Raw genomic sequence first — 15763 nt, forward strand, 5'->3', positions numbered from 1 at the left:
GATTGTCTGTTTGAGGGGGACTGTGCGGTGCGAGTGACCGGAACCGGGCACGCCAGCATGCGGATCGACACGGCCGCGGGCAGCATCCTGTGCGACCCGTGGGTCAACCCGGCCTACTTCGCGTCGTGGTTCCCGTTCCCGGATAATTCACTGCTGGACTGGGAGAGTCTGGGTCAGGTCGACTACCTGTACGTCTCCCACCTGCACCGGGACCACTTCGACGCGAAGCACCTGCGCGACTTCGTCTCCAAGGACGCCACGGTCCTGCTCCCCGAGTTCCCCACCTCGGAGATGGAGGACGAGTTCCGGGCGCTGGGCTTCACCAAGTTCCTCAAGGCGCCCAACGAGCAGGTGGTGGAGCTGCCCGGCGGCCTGAAGATCATGATTCAGGCGTTGACCAGCCCGACCGACGGGCCGATCGGCGACTCGTCGCTCTGGGTCGAGTACGAGGGTGTGCGGCTGCTCAACCAGAACGACGCCCGCCCCACCGACCTGAGCGTCTTCGCCGAACTGGGGCACGTGCACGCGCACCTGCTCCAGTTCTCCGGTGCGATCTGGTACCCGATGGTCTACGAACTGCCGCAGGCGGCGAAGACCGCGTTCGGCAAGCAGAAGCGTGACCGGCAGTTCGACAGGACCTGGCGGTACATCGACGACCTGAAGGCGTCGCACGTCTTCCCGATCGCCGGCCCGCCGTGCTTCCTCGACGACGCCCTGTGGCAGTTCAACGACATCCACGGCGACGAGGGCAACATCTTCCCCGACCAGTCCGTCTTCCTGTCGGAGTACGCCAAGGTCGGCGGCACCAACGGGATCGTGCTGCTGCCGGGCAGCGTCGCCGAGGTCACCACCGAGGGCGCGAGCACCACCCACCCGGTGCCGGTGCAGGAGTTCTTCGCGAACAAGGTCGCGCACCTGGAGGAGATGCGGGAGCGCAAGCGCCCGATCATCGAGGCGGAGAAGGCGTCCTGGCGGCACCCCGAGGTGGACGTGCTCGGCGAGATGAAGCGTCGGATCGAGCCGCTGCTCGACGAGTCGATCTACCTGGCCAAGGGGGTCGGCGGCCCGGTCCGTTTCGACCTGGTGGGGTATGACGGCGAGAGCGTCGAGTCGATCGTGGTGGACTTCCCCGGCAAGGAGGTCCGGCCGTACGCGGACGAGAAGGTGCGCTACCGGTTCCGGACCGAGCGGTCGCTGATCGAGCACCTGCTCTTCATCGACGAGGTGGACTGGGTCAACTCGCTCTTCCTGTCCTGCCGGTTCTCGGCGGCCCGGATCGGCCAGTACAACGAGTTCGTCTACGCGTTCTTCAAGTGCCTCTCCGAGGAGCGGCTCCAGTACGCCGAGGGCTGGTACGACGAGCACGAACGCAGCACCGACGCCGAGGACATCACGTTGGGCGACTGGGTGGTGCAGCGGCGGTGCCCGCACCTGAAGGCGGACCTGACCCGCTTCGGCATCGTCGACGGTGACCAGCTCACCTGCCAGTTGCACGGCTGGCGCTTCGACCTGCCCAGCGGCCGCTGCCTGACGAGCGTCGGCCACAAGGTGCGAGCCCACCGGGTAGACGCGGAAACCCCCGCCCCCGCAGGCGAGGCCGTGATCTGACCCCGCCCTCGTCGATCATGAAGTTATTGCCCCGACACGCCGCCATGGCAGGCAATAACTTCATGATCAACGGAGGTCTGGGGGGTCCCGGTTAGGCCGACAGGTCGGTGAGGATGCGGCGGGCGGCGTTGTGGCCGGCGGCGCCGATGACGCTGCCGGCCGGGTGGCAGCCGGCGCTGCCCGCGTACACACCGTCGATACCGGTGGCGTAGGGCATCCGGTCGGTGAACGAGACGGTGTTGTCGACGTGGTGGATGTGCCCGCCGGTGATCCCGAAGTGCTCCTCGATCCCGGGCGGGGGCAGCGGCACCGCGTCGGCGATCAGGTCGGCGGTGCCGGGGGCGTACCGCTCGACGATCCCGATCAGCCGGTCGACGTAGCCGGGCAGCTCCGCGTCCCAGGTGGTGCCGGCCAACTCGTAGGGGACGGACTGGACGAAGAGCGCCGACGAGTGGTGCCCGGCGGCGTCGGAGAGCGACGGGTCGACGGTGGTGTGCAGGTACCACTCGATGGTGGGCTCCGCCGGCAGCAGCCCGGCCTGCACGTCCGCCCACATGGCGCGTAGCGCGGTCATCGGCGATGCCTCCGCCCCACCGACCAGCGACGCCGACCCGGGCAGCAGGTGGATGGTCGAGCCGAACGGGCTCGGCGTGCCGTCCGGAAGGCAGGAGAAGCGCGGCAGCCCGGTGAGCGCCAGGTTGAGCTTGAGGGTGGTGCCGGGCCGGCGGACCGCCGCCATCCGTTCGCCGAGCCGCGCCGGGAGCGCGCCGTCGGGCAACAGGTCCATCAACCGGTACGGGTCACACGCGCCGAGCACCACCCGGGCGGCGACCTCCCGACCGTCGGTCAGCACCACTCCGCTCGCCGCGCCGCCGTCCACTGTCACCGCCTGCACCGGCGTACCGGTCAGGATTGTCGCTCCGGCGGCGCGCGCGGCCTCGGCGAAGGTCCGGGAGACGGTGCCCATCCCACCCTCGGCGATCATCCAGGTGCCGCCGGAGCCGGGCAGTCGGCACATGTTGTGCACGAGGAAGTTGTGGCCGGTGCCGGGGTCGTCCGGGCCGGCGTTGAGCCCGGACAGGCCGTCGGTGACCGCGTACATGCTGACCAGCAGCTCGGAGCGGAACTCGAACCGGGCCAGGTAGTCGGCGACCGAGCCCTGCACGAGGTCGACGAAGACCTGGCGCAGGGCCGGGCGGACGTGCCGCTCGGCGGTCTCCTGGACGCTCAGCGGCTCGGCCAGCCAGGCCGGGGCGAGGTCTTCCCGCAGCGCGGCCAGCTCGGCCTGCATGGCGTCGTCGGCGGCCACGTCGGCGGGGGAGAAGAACTCGGCGAGCTGCGCCCGGGTGGCGGCGGTGTCACTGCCGAAGAGCAGGTACGGCGAGCCGAGGCCGCCCGGGGTGGGGAGGAAGTAGTGCGGGTCGCGGCGCAGCACCGGGATCCGTACGTCGAGCGTGGCGAGGAGTTCCGGGGGCATCAGCCCGAGCAGGTACGACCCGGTGGAGTGGCGCAGCCCCGGCACCTTCGGGAACGGGTTCTCGGTGCGGGTCGCGCCGCCGATGACGTCGGCGGCCTCCAGCACGAGGACGTCCAGGCCGGCGCGGGCAAGCAGGACCGCGGAGACCAGACCGTTGTGCCCGGCACCGACGATCACGACGTCGGCGCGGGCCGGAATCTCACTGCTCATGCCGCGGCAGCCTAGTCCGCCCCACCAGCCCAGGTCACCCCTTCCGCTCCCCACCCACCCTTCCCCTGCCGCCCCGCCCCTGCCCCACCCGGCCTCCGCTCCCGGTGATCAAGAGGTTTGCGTCACCAGCGGGCCGCCGGATGACGCAAACCTCTTGATCACCGGAAGGGGATGGGGGTGGGAGCGGGGGTGGGGGCTGGGGGTGGGGGTAGGTGGAGGGTGAAGGTGGAGCCTTGGGCGGGGATGCTGGTGGCGCTGACCGTGCCGCCGTGGGCCTCGGCGAGCTTGCGCACGATGGCGAGGCCCAGGCCGCTGCCGCCGGTCTGCCGGCTCCGGGACTTCTCGGCCCGCCAGAAGCGGTCGAAGACCCGGGGCAGATCCTCGGCGCTGATACCGCTGCCGGTGTCGGTCACCGAGACGATGACCTCGGCGTCGGTCGCGCTGGCGCTGAGCGTCACGCGCCCGCCCGACGGGGTGTGTCGTACCGCGTTGGCGACCAGGTTGCCGACTGCCTGGCGGAGTCGCACCGGGTCGGCGTCCACCTGCGGGTCGGCCTCGGTGCGTACCGTGATGGTGACGCCGACCCGGTCGGCCTGGGCCCGGTGCGCCTCCGCGACCTGGGCGAGCAGGTCGGTGAGGTAGACCTCTTCACGGTGCAGCCGCAGCGCGCCCGCGTCGGCCTCGGCCAGGTCCTGCAGGTCGGTGATCACGTGCTGGAGCACTGTCGCCTCCTCCAGCAGTGAGGAGAGCAGCCTGCGGTCGGGAGCCGCGACGCCGTCCTCGACCGCTTCGAGCCAGCCCCGGATGTTGCTCACCGGCGTACGCATCTCGTGGGCGATGTCGCTGACCATGGCCCGGCGTAGCTGCTCCAGCCGTTCCCGCCGTTCGGCCATGTCGTTGAAGGCCTCGGCCAGCCGGGCGATCTCGTCGCGGCCGGTCACCCGGACCCGGGCGGTGCCGTCGCCGTCGCGCATCCGCTGGGCGGCCCCGGTCAGCGCGTGCAGCGGCCGGGTCAGCCGGATGCCGGCGAGGACTGTGAAGCCGATCGTCACCAGCAGGACGAGACCGGCGACCGCGACGATGCGGGTCTGGTTGGCGGGGGAGAGGTCGAAGGTGGTCGAGGGGCGACCGCCCGGGTCGGTGACGAAGAGGGTCGCGGCCGGGGCGACGTACGGGAGGAGTTGTTCGCGTCGGCTGGTGCCGACGCAGGCACTGATCGCCCGGTTGTGCTCCTGGTCGACGCCGGCCGCGCTGCGGGAGTCGGGTGCGCTGGCCGCCGGCTGCCTCGTCCAGGTCCAGTTCAGGTCCACCTGCACGGCGGGCAGGCGCCGCCGCGCCAGGCAGGTGTTCACCAGGGCGTTGAGCTGGGCGAGCGCCTTGCCCTCGGTGGCCGTACGGGTCGCGAGCTCCTCTCTCGGCTGGCCGCAGACGGCACTGTCGGCGAGGTCGGTGCCCGGGGTGTCGATCCGTGGGCGGCCGGTGGGGCCGTCCACGACGGCCGCGTCGATCTGCGCCCGCAGCCGCAGACACTGGACCGCCGTGGCCGCCTTGTCGCGCAGCGCGGCGCGCTCCTCGGGCGGGAGCAGGTACGGCCCGGTGGTGCGCGGGTCGATACGACTGGTGCCGCCGTCACCGCTGCCCGGCAGTGTGGTGCCGGGCATCAGGGCGGTGTCGACGGCGAGCGCGTCGACGGTCGCGGACGACGTCGTCGGCAACGGGCCGGCGCCGGGGGCCGAGTCCGCGATCGGCGCACCGGTCTCGGTGGTCAGGGCGATCCGCCGGCCGACGTCCTGGGCGAGCGGCCGAAGGGCCGCGTCGACCCCGTCCCAGTTCGGGTGGGTCGCCGCGTACGCGAGCACTGTGTCGTAGATGCGCGCGTCGTCGGCGAGCGCCTGCCCCTGCTCCTGCCGGATCGCCCCGGTGGTGGTGCGGACGGCCAGCCACGCGGTCGCCGCGATCGAGCCGACGGCGATGAGGACGGCCAACGCCAGCAGCCGGAGCAGCAGGCTGCGGCGCAGCGGGACCTCACCCGACACGGGGTGACTCTTCGACCAGCTTGTATCCGATGCCGTACACGGTCACCAACCGGGCCGGCTTGCGCGGGTTCGGCTCGATCTTCCGGCGGAGGTTCATCACGTGCACGTCGACGGTCCGGTTGGTGATGTACCTGTCGAACCCGTGCAGGTAGCCCAGGAGCTGATCCCGGGTGAACGCCCGGGCGGGCTGGGCGGCCATCGCCTGGAGCAGCTGGAACTCACCAGGTGTGCAGTCGACGAGGCGTCCGTCGCTGCGTACCTCGTGGCGCACCGGGTCGACGTGCACCGCGCCGACCCGCAGCACCGGGTCCGCCTGTGTCCGTTGGCCCCGGCGCAGCAGGCTGCGGGCCCGGGCGACCAGCTCACGCGGGCTGTACGGCTTCGTCATGTAGTCGTCCGCGCCCAGGTCGAGGCCGAGCAGCAGGTCGTCCTCCGTCGACCGGGCGGTCAGCATGAGCACCGGCAGGTCGGATTCCCGGCGCAGGATGCGACAGACGTCCAGACCGTCGACCTTCGGCATCATCACGTCGAGGACCAGCAGCGCCGGGGGCCGCTGCCGGATCTGCTCCAGGGCGGCCCGCCCGTCGGCCACCACGACCACCTCGTGCCCCTCGCGTTCCAGATACCGGCGCGCCAGCTCCGCCTGCTTCCGGTCGTCCTCGGCTACCAGCACGTACGCACACACGGCAGCGACTGTACGTGGCCCCGACGGGTTCCAGTACGGCCGCTGAGCTGGGGCTATCGGATGACGACCGGTTTCTTACAGGTCTCTGACACCCGGCCGTGAAGCTGCACGCCATGACCAACTCAACCCATCGCGTCGCCGCCGGGCTCGCCGCGGTCACAGTGCTCGCCGTGGCCCTCACCGGCTGCGGCGGCGGTGCGTCCAGCGCCGACAAGGACGCCGCCAGCGGTGACGTCGCGTCGCTCGTCACCCCGTCCGCCCCGCCGAGCGCCACCCCCGCGGGTGGTGCCGCCAACGGTCGACCGCAGCTACGCCTGGACATGACCGACGAGGAGGAGGAGCGGCTCTGGGGGGCGTACAACATCTGCCTGCATGACAACGGCGTGAAGCTGAACGACGGCCGGTCACAACCCGGCCCGGTGGGCGACGGTACGGGCCTGTCCCTCGACCAGAGCGGGGAGCCGAAGGCGGCGTACGTGGCGTGCGCGAACAAGCTGCCGCTCCAGCCGCCGGAGTTGGACCCGGAGAAGAACCCGAACTACGTGAGCCAGTGGAACGACTACGTCCAGTGCCTGCGTGGACGAGGAATGAAGATCCACTCGCTGCCCGACGGCTCCGGCTGGACCTACGACGACGGGGTCGCCGACCCCGCCGGCGGCCTTGAGGGTCCCGCCCTGGCCACTGTCGAGAGGGAATGCACGATGGAGATCTTCGGTGCCCAGAAGTAAGCCGACCGACGATCCTGGTCGGCGGACGACCCGGCGTACCGCGATCGTGGTGGCGGTGGTGACCCTGGTGGTCGCCGTGGGTGCCGGCGTCGGGGCGCTGGCGCTGCGGCGTCACCCCGGCGGTGATGTCGCCAGCGCCCCGCCGCCGGTGACCACGACGACTGTGACCCGGGCCGACCTGTCGGACAGTCGCTCGCTCAACGGGACGCTCGGCTTCGGCCCGGAGCGGTTGGTGAAGGGCGCCGGGGAGGGCGTCGTCACCCGGCTGCCGAAGGTGGGCGACACGGTGGCCCGGGGCAAGTCGCTCTACTGGGTAGACGACCGACCGGTGCCGGTGCTGTTCGGCGGGACCCCGCTCTTCCGCACGCTCGACAAACCCGGACTGGTGGGCAGCGACGTGCGGATTGTGTCGGACAACCTCAGAGCGTTGGGATTCGGCACCGGGTCGCAGCCATCCCGAGGCAAGGACGGCACGAAGATCGGCACGGGTCAGGCTCTACTCACCGAGTCCCTGGTCGGCGCGATCAAGAAGTGGCAGCAGGCCCTCGGCCTGGAGCCCACCGGCACGATCGGGGTCGGGCAGGTCGCCGTGCTGACCGGACCGGCCCGGGTCAGCGCGGTGAAGGCGCTGCCCGGTGACCCGGTGGCCGGTGAGCTGCTGGCCGTCACCGAGAAGGTCAAGCTGGTCACCGTGCCGGTCGGGGCCACCGAGGTCGGCACCATCACGGTGGGTGCCGCCGTCGTCGTCGCCCTGCCGGACAGCTCTGAGATCCCGGCCACTGTGGCCTCGATCTCGCAGACCGTTCGCGGCGGCGGGTCGGACGGCGGCACCGGGCAGAGCAGCCCGCCAACGGTGGACGTCCTCGTCGCACCGACCCGGGCGGCGGACGTGGCCAAGCTGGACGTGGCCACGGTGCAGGTCCGCTTCACCACCGCCGTCCACAAGGGCGTGCTCGCGGTGCCGGTCGGCGCGCTGGTGGCGCTCCGCGAGGGCGGGCATGCGCTGCAACTGCCCGACGGTGGGCTGGTGGCCGTGGAGACCGGGATGTTCGCCCGGGGCCTGGTCGAGGTCAGCGGCACCGGTGTGACAGAGGGCCTCGACGTGGTGACGGCCTCGTGATCGCCGAAGCGGTGCTGAACGTCGAGGGGGTGAGCAGGACGTACCCCGGCGGGGTGACCGCCCTGGACGACGTCTCACTGACCGTGCGGGCGGGCGAGATGCTCGCCATCGTCGGGCCTTCCGGGTCCGGCAAGTCCACGCTGCTGAACATCATGGGCACCCTCGACCTGCCGACCAGCGGTCGGGTACGCGTCGCCGGGCAGGAGGTAACCGCGCTGTCCGACCGTCGGCTCTCCGCGCTGCGGGGCCGCTGGCTCGGTTTCGTCTTCCAGCAGTTCCACCTCACCGACGGGCTGGATGCCGCCGAGAACGTCGCCACCGGCCTGCTCTACGCCGGGGTGCCCCGCCGTCGCCGTCGCCGCACCGCTATCGACGCGCTGGCCCGGGTCGGCCTGGCGCACCGGGTCGACCACCTGCCGCAGCAGCTCTCCGGCGGGGAGCGGCAGCGGGTGGCGATAGCTCGGGCGCTGGTCAACGAGCCTGCGCTGGTGCTGGCCGACGAGCCGACCGGCGCCCTCGACACTGTCAACGGGGAGGCTGTTCTTGCCCTGCTCACAGACCTCAACGCGGAGGGCACCACCATCGCCGTGATCACCCACGACCGCGATCTCGCCGCCCGTACGCCTCGACAGGTGGAGATCCGCGACGGCCGGATCGTCGCCGACACCGTCACCGGGAGCCGGGCATGAGCGCGACCCGGCTCGCCCCGGCCGACGTACTCCGGCTCGGTCTGCTCGGCCTGACCACCCGCCGGATGCGGGCCGTCCTCTCCGCCCTGGGCATCTCCATCGGCATTGCCACGTTGGTCGTCGTGGTGGGTATCCCCGCGTCCAGCCAGCGCGACCTGATGGACCAGCTCTCCGCCCTCGGCACCAACCTGCTGCGGGCCGAGCCCGTGCCGGATCAGAACCCGCCAGTCCTCCTGCCCGAGGACGCCGCCGCCATGGCGTCGCGGATCGGGCCGGTCCACACGGCGAGCGCGGTCGCGAACACCCACACCGCCGTGCGCCGCAACGACCTGCTGGACCGGTACGACACGTCCGGGCTCACCGTGCTCGCGTCCCGGCCGGACCTGTTGGGGACTGTCAACGGCCGGATCCGCAGCGGGCGGGCCCTCGACGCCGGCGCGGCCGGGCTGCCGACCGCCGTCCTCGGCTACGTCGCGGCGAGCCGGCTCGGCTTCGCCACTGTGGACCCCCGGCAACCACCCCAGGTGTTCATCGGCGAGCGCTGGTTCACAGTGATCGGCATCCTGGACCCGTTGCCGCTCTCCCCGGATCTCGACCGCTCGGTGCTGGTCGGGTGGGACGCCGCCAAGGCCATGCTCGGCTTCGACGGTCACCCCACTGTCGTCTACCTGCGGGCCAGGGAGGACGCGTTGGAGGACGTCCGTGCCGTGCTGCCGGCCACCCTCAACCCGCAGTTGCCCGGGCTGGTCCAGGTCAGCCGCCCCTCCGACGCGCTCGCCGCGAAACGGGCCACCGAGGACAGCTTCTCCGCGCTGTTCCTCGGGTTGGCGGCGGTCGCCCTGCTGGTCGGCGGGATCGGCGTGGCCAACACGATGGTCATCTCGGTGCTGGAGCGCCGTCGGGAGATTGGCCTGCGCCGGGCGCTCGGCGCGAACCGCGGCCAGATCCGGGTGCAGTTCCTCACCGAGTCGGTGCTGCTCAGCGTGCTCGGCGGTGCAGCCGGGGCGGCGCTGGGGGTGCTCGCCACTGTCGGCTACGCCAGCTACCAGGGCTGGCCGCCCACGATTCCACTGACTGCGGTGGTAGGCGGGATAGCCGGCGCCCTCCTGGTAGGGGTGATCGCCGGCGTCTACCCGTCAATCCGAGCTGCCCGCCTAACCCCCACCGAAGCCCTCTCCACCCCCTAACCCCCTGCCCCACCCCCGGTGATCAAGAGGTTTGCGTCAAGGAGTGCCCTCCCGATGACGCAAACCTCTTGATCAACCCGGCGGGGTGGGGGTGGGGGTGGGGGTGGTGCGCCAGTGGGAGAGGGCCAGGGTGGCGGAGTAGCCGGCCAGGACGATCACGTGGAACAGGTAGAGCCAGAGGAGGACGGCCACGCCGGCGCCTATGTCGTCGAAGCCGCCGAAGGGCACTCCCAGGTCCAGCGGGAGCGAGGCGAAGAGCACGAAGCCGTGCAGGAAGCCGGAGAGGTTCGCCGCGGTGAACGACCCGACCCCGAGGGTGGAGAGCCAGTCCGGTGAGGCCGGCCCGACGACCCGGAACACCCACATCAGCACCGGCGTCAGCACCAGCCAGACCCCCAGGAACGACAGCACCACGCCGAGCACACCGAGCCAACCGCCCTGGCGTACGAGGCGGGTGGTGAGCGGGAGCGCCAGCAGGATCGACAGCAGCAGCGCGGGGGCCGGCGCGAGCAGTGGCAGTAGCAGGAGCCGGCCCCGCCAGCCGACCAGGTGCTCGTCGGAGCGGGACGCGGCCACCGAGACGAACGCCCGGCGCAGGCCCTCGCCGTACAGCGAGGCGGGCAGCAGGGAGGCCAGCGCCAGCAGCGGGGTCAACTCCACCCCGGCGTCGACCAGCGCCTCCACCGCCCGGGGCGCGCCGATCGCTGTGGGCAGGGCCTCCACGGCGTACGAGGTGAGCCGGCGTACCCGGTCGGCCCCGGCCACCAGCGCGGTGAGCCAGATCGCCAGCAGGGCGACCGGCACCACGGCGATCGCCCCGTAGAAGGTGATCGCGGCGGCGTGCAGCGACAGGTCCCGTCCGCGCACCGGACGGAATGCGGCACTGGTGATCCGTTTCGCGCGCTGCCATCCGTTGCCCATCAGATCCTCCTTCCCTGTCGCCGGGGCCGCCACTCCTTAAGATCGCCGGTCATGACTGTTCTCACCACCGAACGCCTGATCCTGCGCGATTGGACCGACGATCCGGCCGATCTGGCCCGGATCTACGACATCTACTCGCGTCCCGAGGTCAGCCGCTATCTGGGCATGGCGTCCGGTCTGCCGATGACCAACCCGGCCCAGGCCGTCGAGCGGCTGCGGATCTGGCAGGAGCGGCACGCCGACGACGGCGGTCGGTACGGCACCTGGGCGATCGAGGTACGCGAGACGGGTCAGGTGGTGGGCACCGTGTTGCTCAAGCCGCTGCCGGGGCGCGACGAGTCGCGCCGGACCGACGACATCGAGGTGGGCTGGCACCTGCACCCGGACGCGTGGGGCCACGGCTACGCCACCGAGGCGGCCCGCGCGGCGGTGGCCCGGGAGTTCGCCGCCGGTACCCGGGAAATCTACGCGGTCGTGTCGCCGAGCAACGAGCCGTCGATGGCGGTCGCTCGGAGGCTGGGCATGAGACATGTCGGTCAGCGCACCGACTGGTATGGCGGGGAGCTGCTGGAGACCTTCGTGCTGACCGCACCAGATGCCTGATCGTTCCCGCACGACCTGACGCAAGATCCGTGCAACTTCGGGGAAGGTGTGGCCTCCAGTCGTCGGGAGGCGGCACCTTCCCCGAAATTGTGGGCAGGTGGGCAGGGGCGGCGGCCATCAGGGCAGACAAGTCCGTCAATAGTCACGGTGGTCGAAGTGTTGACGCTCTCGTAGCACGTCAGTAACCTTTGGGCCAAAGTAACGCAAGATTTCGACAAAGAAGTGCACGGTTCCGTGCATGCTCTCGGAAGATTCAACGGGCCTCCTGGGGAGGCCCGTTGATGGTCGTACCCATCTGGTGTTTCCAGGACGAGCGGCGCCCCCGCGCCGCGCGTACCACCCCGTCTCTCCCCACACCGGCCCGCTCGCGTCGGCCGGCGCTGCACCGCCGCACCTCCACCCCCGTGGTCCAGCCACCGCGGCAACCGTCCCCCGACGACAAGGACAGTGATGAGACGAACGAATCTGTTCAGGATGGTGGCGGCCACAGCTGCCGCCGCGCTGATCGCGACGGCCGGGGCGACCGCCCTCGCGAACCCGGCCGCCGCCGCGCGCCCGGCCGACCGGGCCGCCGCACCGAGCACCGGCTTCGCCCCGGCGGCCACCAACCTCGCCCAGGGCCGTCCCACCCAGGAGAGCGGCCACGCCGACGTCTACGACTCGTCGAAGGTCGTCGACGGCAACGCGGGCAGCTACTGGGAGAGCGTCAACAACGCGTTCCCGCAGTGGGTGCAGGTCGATCTCGGCTCATCGCAGAGCGTCAACCAGGTAGTGCTGAAGCTGCCGACCTCCGGTTGGGGAACCCGGACGCAGACGCTGAGCGTGCGGGGCAGCACCAACGGTTCGTCCTTCACCGATCTGGTCGGGTCGCAGACGTACACCTTCAACCCCGCCAGCGGCAGCACCGTCACGATCAACTTCAGCTCGACCTCCGCCCGCTACGTCCGGATCGCCATCACCGCCAACAGCGGCTGGCCGGCCGGGCAGCTCTCCGAGCTGGAGGTGTACGGCAGCGGCGGCACCACCCCCGACACCACCGCGCCGAGCGTTCCCGGCAACCTGTCCTACACCCAGTCGGGCACCACCATCAGCCTCAACTGGGTCGCGTCGACCGACAACGCGGGCGGCAGCGGCATCGCCGGCTACGACGTCTACCGCAACGGCGCGTTCCTCCAGTCCATCGGCAACGTGACCACCTTCAACGACACCCAGCCGGCCACGGCGACCGTGTCGTACCACGTCCGGGCCCGCGACGCCGCCGGCAACCTCTCCGGCAACAGCAACACGGTGACCCGTACCGGCAGCGGTGACACCACCGCGCCGAGCGTCCCGGGGACGCTGTCGCACAGCACGTCGGGAAGCACGATCACGCTCAACTGGGGGGCCTCCACCGACTCCGGTGGCAGCGGGCTCGCCGGCTACAACGTCTACCGGGGCGGCAGCCTGATCGCCACGCTGGGCACCGTCCTCACCTACCAGGACACCCAACCGGCGACGGCGACCGTGTCGTACTACGTCCGGGCCCGCGACGGCGCCGGCAACCTCTCCGGCAACAGCAACACCGTCACCCGCACCGGCAGCAACCCGCCGGCCTGCACCAACGTGGCGCAGGGCAAGAGCATGACGGCGAGCGGCTCCACCTTCAGCTTCACCCCTGACAAGGCGAACGACGGGCAGCTCACCACCTACTGGGAGGGCGCGGCGAGCTACCCGCAGAACCTGACCGTGGCGCTCGGCGCGAACCACTCCATCTCCGGTGTCACTGTGAAGCTCAACCCGGACCCGGCCTGGGGCACCCGTACCCAGACCATCCAGGTGCTCGGTCGCGACCAGGCGTCGTCCTCGTACACCAGTCTGGTGTCGGCGGCGGCCTACCAGTTCGCCCAGGGCAGCAACGTGGTGACCATCCCGGTCAGCGCGACCACCGCGGACGTGCAGTTGCGGTTCACCGGCAACACCGGTGCCCCGTCCGGCCAGGTGGCCGAGCTTGAGGTGTGCGGCACCCCGGCACCCAACCCGGATCTGGTCGTCAGCTCGGTGACCTGGTCGCCCACGTCGCCCAGTGAGGTCTCCCCGGTCACCCTCTCGGCAGTGGTGCAGAACATCGGGTCGGCCGCCGCCGGTGCGACCACTGTGAACTTCAGCCTGGCCGGCGCGGTCGTCGGCAGCGCCTCGGTGGGCACGCTCGCCGCGGGCGCCTCGACCACAGTGTCGTTCAACGCGGGTACGCGGCCGATGGGCAGCTACGCCGTCTCGGCGGTGGTCGACCCGGCGAACACGATCGTCGAGCAGAACAACGGCAACAACAGCTTCACGGCCGCGTCGCCGCTGGTGGTGGCGCAGGCCCCGGGCCCCGACCTCCAGGTGCTCAGCATCGCCTCGAACCCGCCGAACCCGGCCGTCGGGGCGTCCGTCACCTTCACCGTGACGGTTCGGAACCGGGGCACCACCGCGACCGGCGCGGCAACTGTCACCCGGCTGGTGGCGGGCAGCACCACGCTCAACACCAACACCGCCTCGATCGCCGCCGGCGCGACGGTCACCGTGGCGGTCAGCGGTAGCTGGACCGCCACCAGTGGCGGCGCCACCATCACCGCCACCGCCGACGCCACAAACGTGGTCGCCGAAACCAACGAGACCAACAACTCGTTCAGTCAGTCGATAGTGGTCGGTCGTGGGGCCGCCGTCCCGTACGTCTCCTACGAGGCGGAGGCCGGCCGTTACCAGGGCACGCTGCTGGAGGCCGACCCGCTGCGCACCTTCGGGCACACCAACTTCGCCAGCGAGTCCTCGGGCCGCAAGTCGGTACGACTCAGCAGCACCGGCCAGTTCGTCGAGTTCACCTCGGCCAACCAGGCCAACTCCATAGTCGTGCGTAACTCCATCCCGGACGCGCCCGGTGGTGGCGGCATCGAGGCGACCATCAGCCTCTACGTCAACGACGTCTTCTCCCGGAAGTTGACACTGTCGTCGAAGCACAGCTGGCTCTACGGCAACACCGACGGGCCGGAGGCGCTGACCAACACCCCGCAGGCCGACGCCCGACGGCTCTTCGACGAGTCGAACGCGCTGCTGGCGCAGTCGTACCCGGCCGGCACCCGGTTCAAGTTGCAGCGCGACTCGGGTGACACCGCCTCCTTCTACGTCATCGACACGATCGATCTGGAGCAGGTGGCGCCAGCGGCGAGCCAGCCGGCCGGTTGCACCTCGATCACCTCGTACGGTGCGGTCCCGAACGACGGGCTCGACGACACCGCCGCGATCCAGCGGGCGGTGACCGACGACCAGAACGGTGTCATCAGCTGCGTCTGGATCCCCGCCGGGCAGTGGCGGCAGGAGCAGAAGATCCTGACCGACGACCCGCTGAACCGGGGCACGCACAACCAGGTCGGCATCAGCAACGTCACGATCCGGGGCGCCGGGATGTGGCACTCGCAGCTCTACACGCTGACCGAGCCGCAGAACGTGGTGGGCGGCATCAACCACCCGCACGAGGGCAACTTCGGCTTCGACATCGACAAGAACACCCAGATCTCCGACATCGCCATCTTCGGCTCGGGTCGGATCCGGGGCGGTGACGGCAACGCCGAGGGTGGCGTTGGTCTGAACGGTCGCTTCGGCGCCGGCACGAAGATCAGCAACGTCTGGATCGAGCACGCCAACGTGGGTGTCTGGGTGGGCCGCGACTACGACAACATCCCCGACCTGTGGGGGCCGGCCGACGGGCTGGAGTTCACCGGCATGCGGATCCGCAACACGTACGCCGACGGCATCAACTTCAGCAACGGCACGCGTAACTCGCGGGTGTTCAACTCGTCCTTCCGCACCACAGGTGACGACGCGCTCGCCGTCTGGGCCAACCCGTACGTCAAGGACCGCAACGTCGACATCGCCCACGACAACCACTTCGTCAACAACACCATCCAGCTGCCCTGGCGGGCCAACGGCATCGCCATCTACGGCGGCTACGACAACTCGATCGAGAACAACCTGATCTACGACACCGCCAACTACCCGGGCATCATGCTGGCGACCGACCACGACCCGCTGCCGTTCTCCGGCACGACGCTGATCGCCAACAACGGGCTCTACCGCACCGGCGGCGCCTTCTGGAACGAGGACCAGGAGTTCGGTGCCATCACCCTCTTCCCCTCCACCAGAGACATCGTCGGAGTCACCATCCGCGACACCGACATCATCGACTCCACGTACGACGGCATCCAGTTCAAGAACGGCGGCGGCAACATGCCGAACGTCGCCATCACCAACGTGCGGATCGACAGGTCCGTCAACGGTGCCGGCATCCTCGCGATGAGCGGCGCGCGCGGCAACGCCAACCTGACCAACGTGACAATCACCAACTCGGCCGACGGCAACATCGTCATCCAGCCGGGCTCGCAGTTCGTCATCAACGGCGGCTAGCCCTGATCGGGGGCCGCTCCGGCGGTCCCCGATCGACGATCGCGCTTGATCAACAGGATTCAGTGAAGTCGGGGTGT

General features: G+C 70.6%; 11 protein-coding genes. 7 read left to right on the forward strand and 4 right to left on the reverse strand.

Features of this window, described 5'->3' with window-relative positions:
• Window positions 1-27: 27 nt before the first annotated feature.
• On the forward strand, window positions 28-1608 hold the full coding sequence (locus MED15_RS17775; RefSeq protein WP_091400310.1) for a Rieske 2Fe-2S domain-containing protein: 1581 nt from the start codon (window positions 28-30) through the stop codon (window positions 1606-1608).
• A 91-nt stretch (window positions 1609-1699) separates the two neighbouring features.
• Here the strand turns inward: MED15_RS17775 and MED15_RS17780 are convergent, their stop codons facing one another.
• From MED15_RS17780 to MED15_RS17790, 3 genes are all read right to left on the reverse strand, one after another.
• A complete protein-coding gene (locus MED15_RS17780; protein ID WP_112699856.1) occupies window positions 1700-3295 on the reverse strand; it encodes a phytoene desaturase family protein in 1596 nt (531 codons plus the stop codon).
• A gap of 158 nt (window positions 3296-3453) precedes the next feature.
• Entirely contained in the window at window positions 3454-5331 is a 1878-nt protein-coding gene (locus tag MED15_RS17785; RefSeq protein WP_244220484.1) for a HAMP domain-containing sensor histidine kinase, read from the reverse strand.
• On the reverse strand, window positions 5321-6016 hold the full coding sequence (locus MED15_RS17790; RefSeq protein ID WP_181518693.1) for a response regulator transcription factor: 696 nt from the start codon (window positions 6014-6016) through the stop codon (window positions 5321-5323). The genes MED15_RS17785 and MED15_RS17790 overlap by 11 nt, the downstream gene beginning before the upstream one ends.
• A 113-nt stretch (window positions 6017-6129) precedes the next feature.
• Between MED15_RS17790 and MED15_RS17795 the strand changes: the two genes are divergently transcribed.
• The 4 genes from MED15_RS17795 to MED15_RS17810 are packed head-to-tail and all read left to right on the forward strand — an operon-like array spanning window position 6130 to window position 9740.
• Complete coding sequence (locus MED15_RS17795; RefSeq protein ID WP_146763016.1) at window positions 6130-6744, forward strand: hypothetical protein; 615 nt, start codon at window positions 6130-6132, stop codon at window positions 6742-6744.
• Window positions 6731-7864: a hypothetical protein gene (locus MED15_RS17800; protein WP_112731556.1), complete on the forward strand. Its 1134-nt coding sequence runs from the start codon at window positions 6731-6733 to the stop codon at window positions 7862-7864. Before MED15_RS17795 ends, MED15_RS17800 begins: the two co-directional genes overlap by 14 nt.
• Window positions 7864-8553 carry an ABC transporter ATP-binding protein gene (locus MED15_RS17805; RefSeq protein ID WP_208646681.1) on the forward strand — a complete coding sequence of 230 codons (690 nt, stop codon included), beginning with the start codon at window positions 7864-7866 and terminating at the stop codon, window positions 8551-8553. The genes MED15_RS17800 and MED15_RS17805 overlap by 1 nt, the downstream gene beginning before the upstream one ends.
• Window positions 8550-9740 carry an ABC transporter permease gene (locus MED15_RS17810; protein WP_112736233.1) on the forward strand — a complete coding sequence of 397 codons (1191 nt, stop codon included), beginning with the start codon at window positions 8550-8552 and terminating at the stop codon, window positions 9738-9740. Before MED15_RS17805 ends, MED15_RS17810 begins: the two co-directional genes overlap by 4 nt.
• A gap of 72 nt (window positions 9741-9812) precedes the next feature.
• Here MED15_RS17810 and MED15_RS17815 read toward each other — a convergent pair whose 3' ends face one another.
• The gene (locus MED15_RS17815) at window positions 9813-10661 is read right to left on the reverse strand and encodes a YhjD/YihY/BrkB family envelope integrity protein (protein WP_112731554.1); all 849 of its coding nucleotides are present in this window, start codon (window positions 10659-10661) and stop codon (window positions 9813-9815) included.
• Between the two features lie 51 nt (window positions 10662-10712).
• On the opposite strand from MED15_RS17815, the gene MED15_RS17820 reads away from it, so the two are divergent.
• Both MED15_RS17820 and MED15_RS17825 read left to right on the forward strand, forming a co-directional pair.
• Entirely contained in the window at window positions 10713-11264 is a 552-nt protein-coding gene (locus MED15_RS17820) for a GNAT family N-acetyltransferase (RefSeq protein ID WP_112736235.1), read from the forward strand.
• A 450-nt stretch (window positions 11265-11714) separates the two neighbouring features.
• Complete coding sequence (locus MED15_RS17825; protein ID WP_112736237.1) at window positions 11715-15686, forward strand: CARDB domain-containing protein; 3972 nt, start codon at window positions 11715-11717, stop codon at window positions 15684-15686.
• Window positions 15687-15763 lie beyond the last annotated feature (77 nt).

Source organism: Micromonospora noduli (assembly GCF_003264475.1).
Classification (GTDB): domain Bacteria; phylum Actinomycetota; class Actinomycetes; order Mycobacteriales; family Micromonosporaceae; genus Micromonospora; species Micromonospora noduli.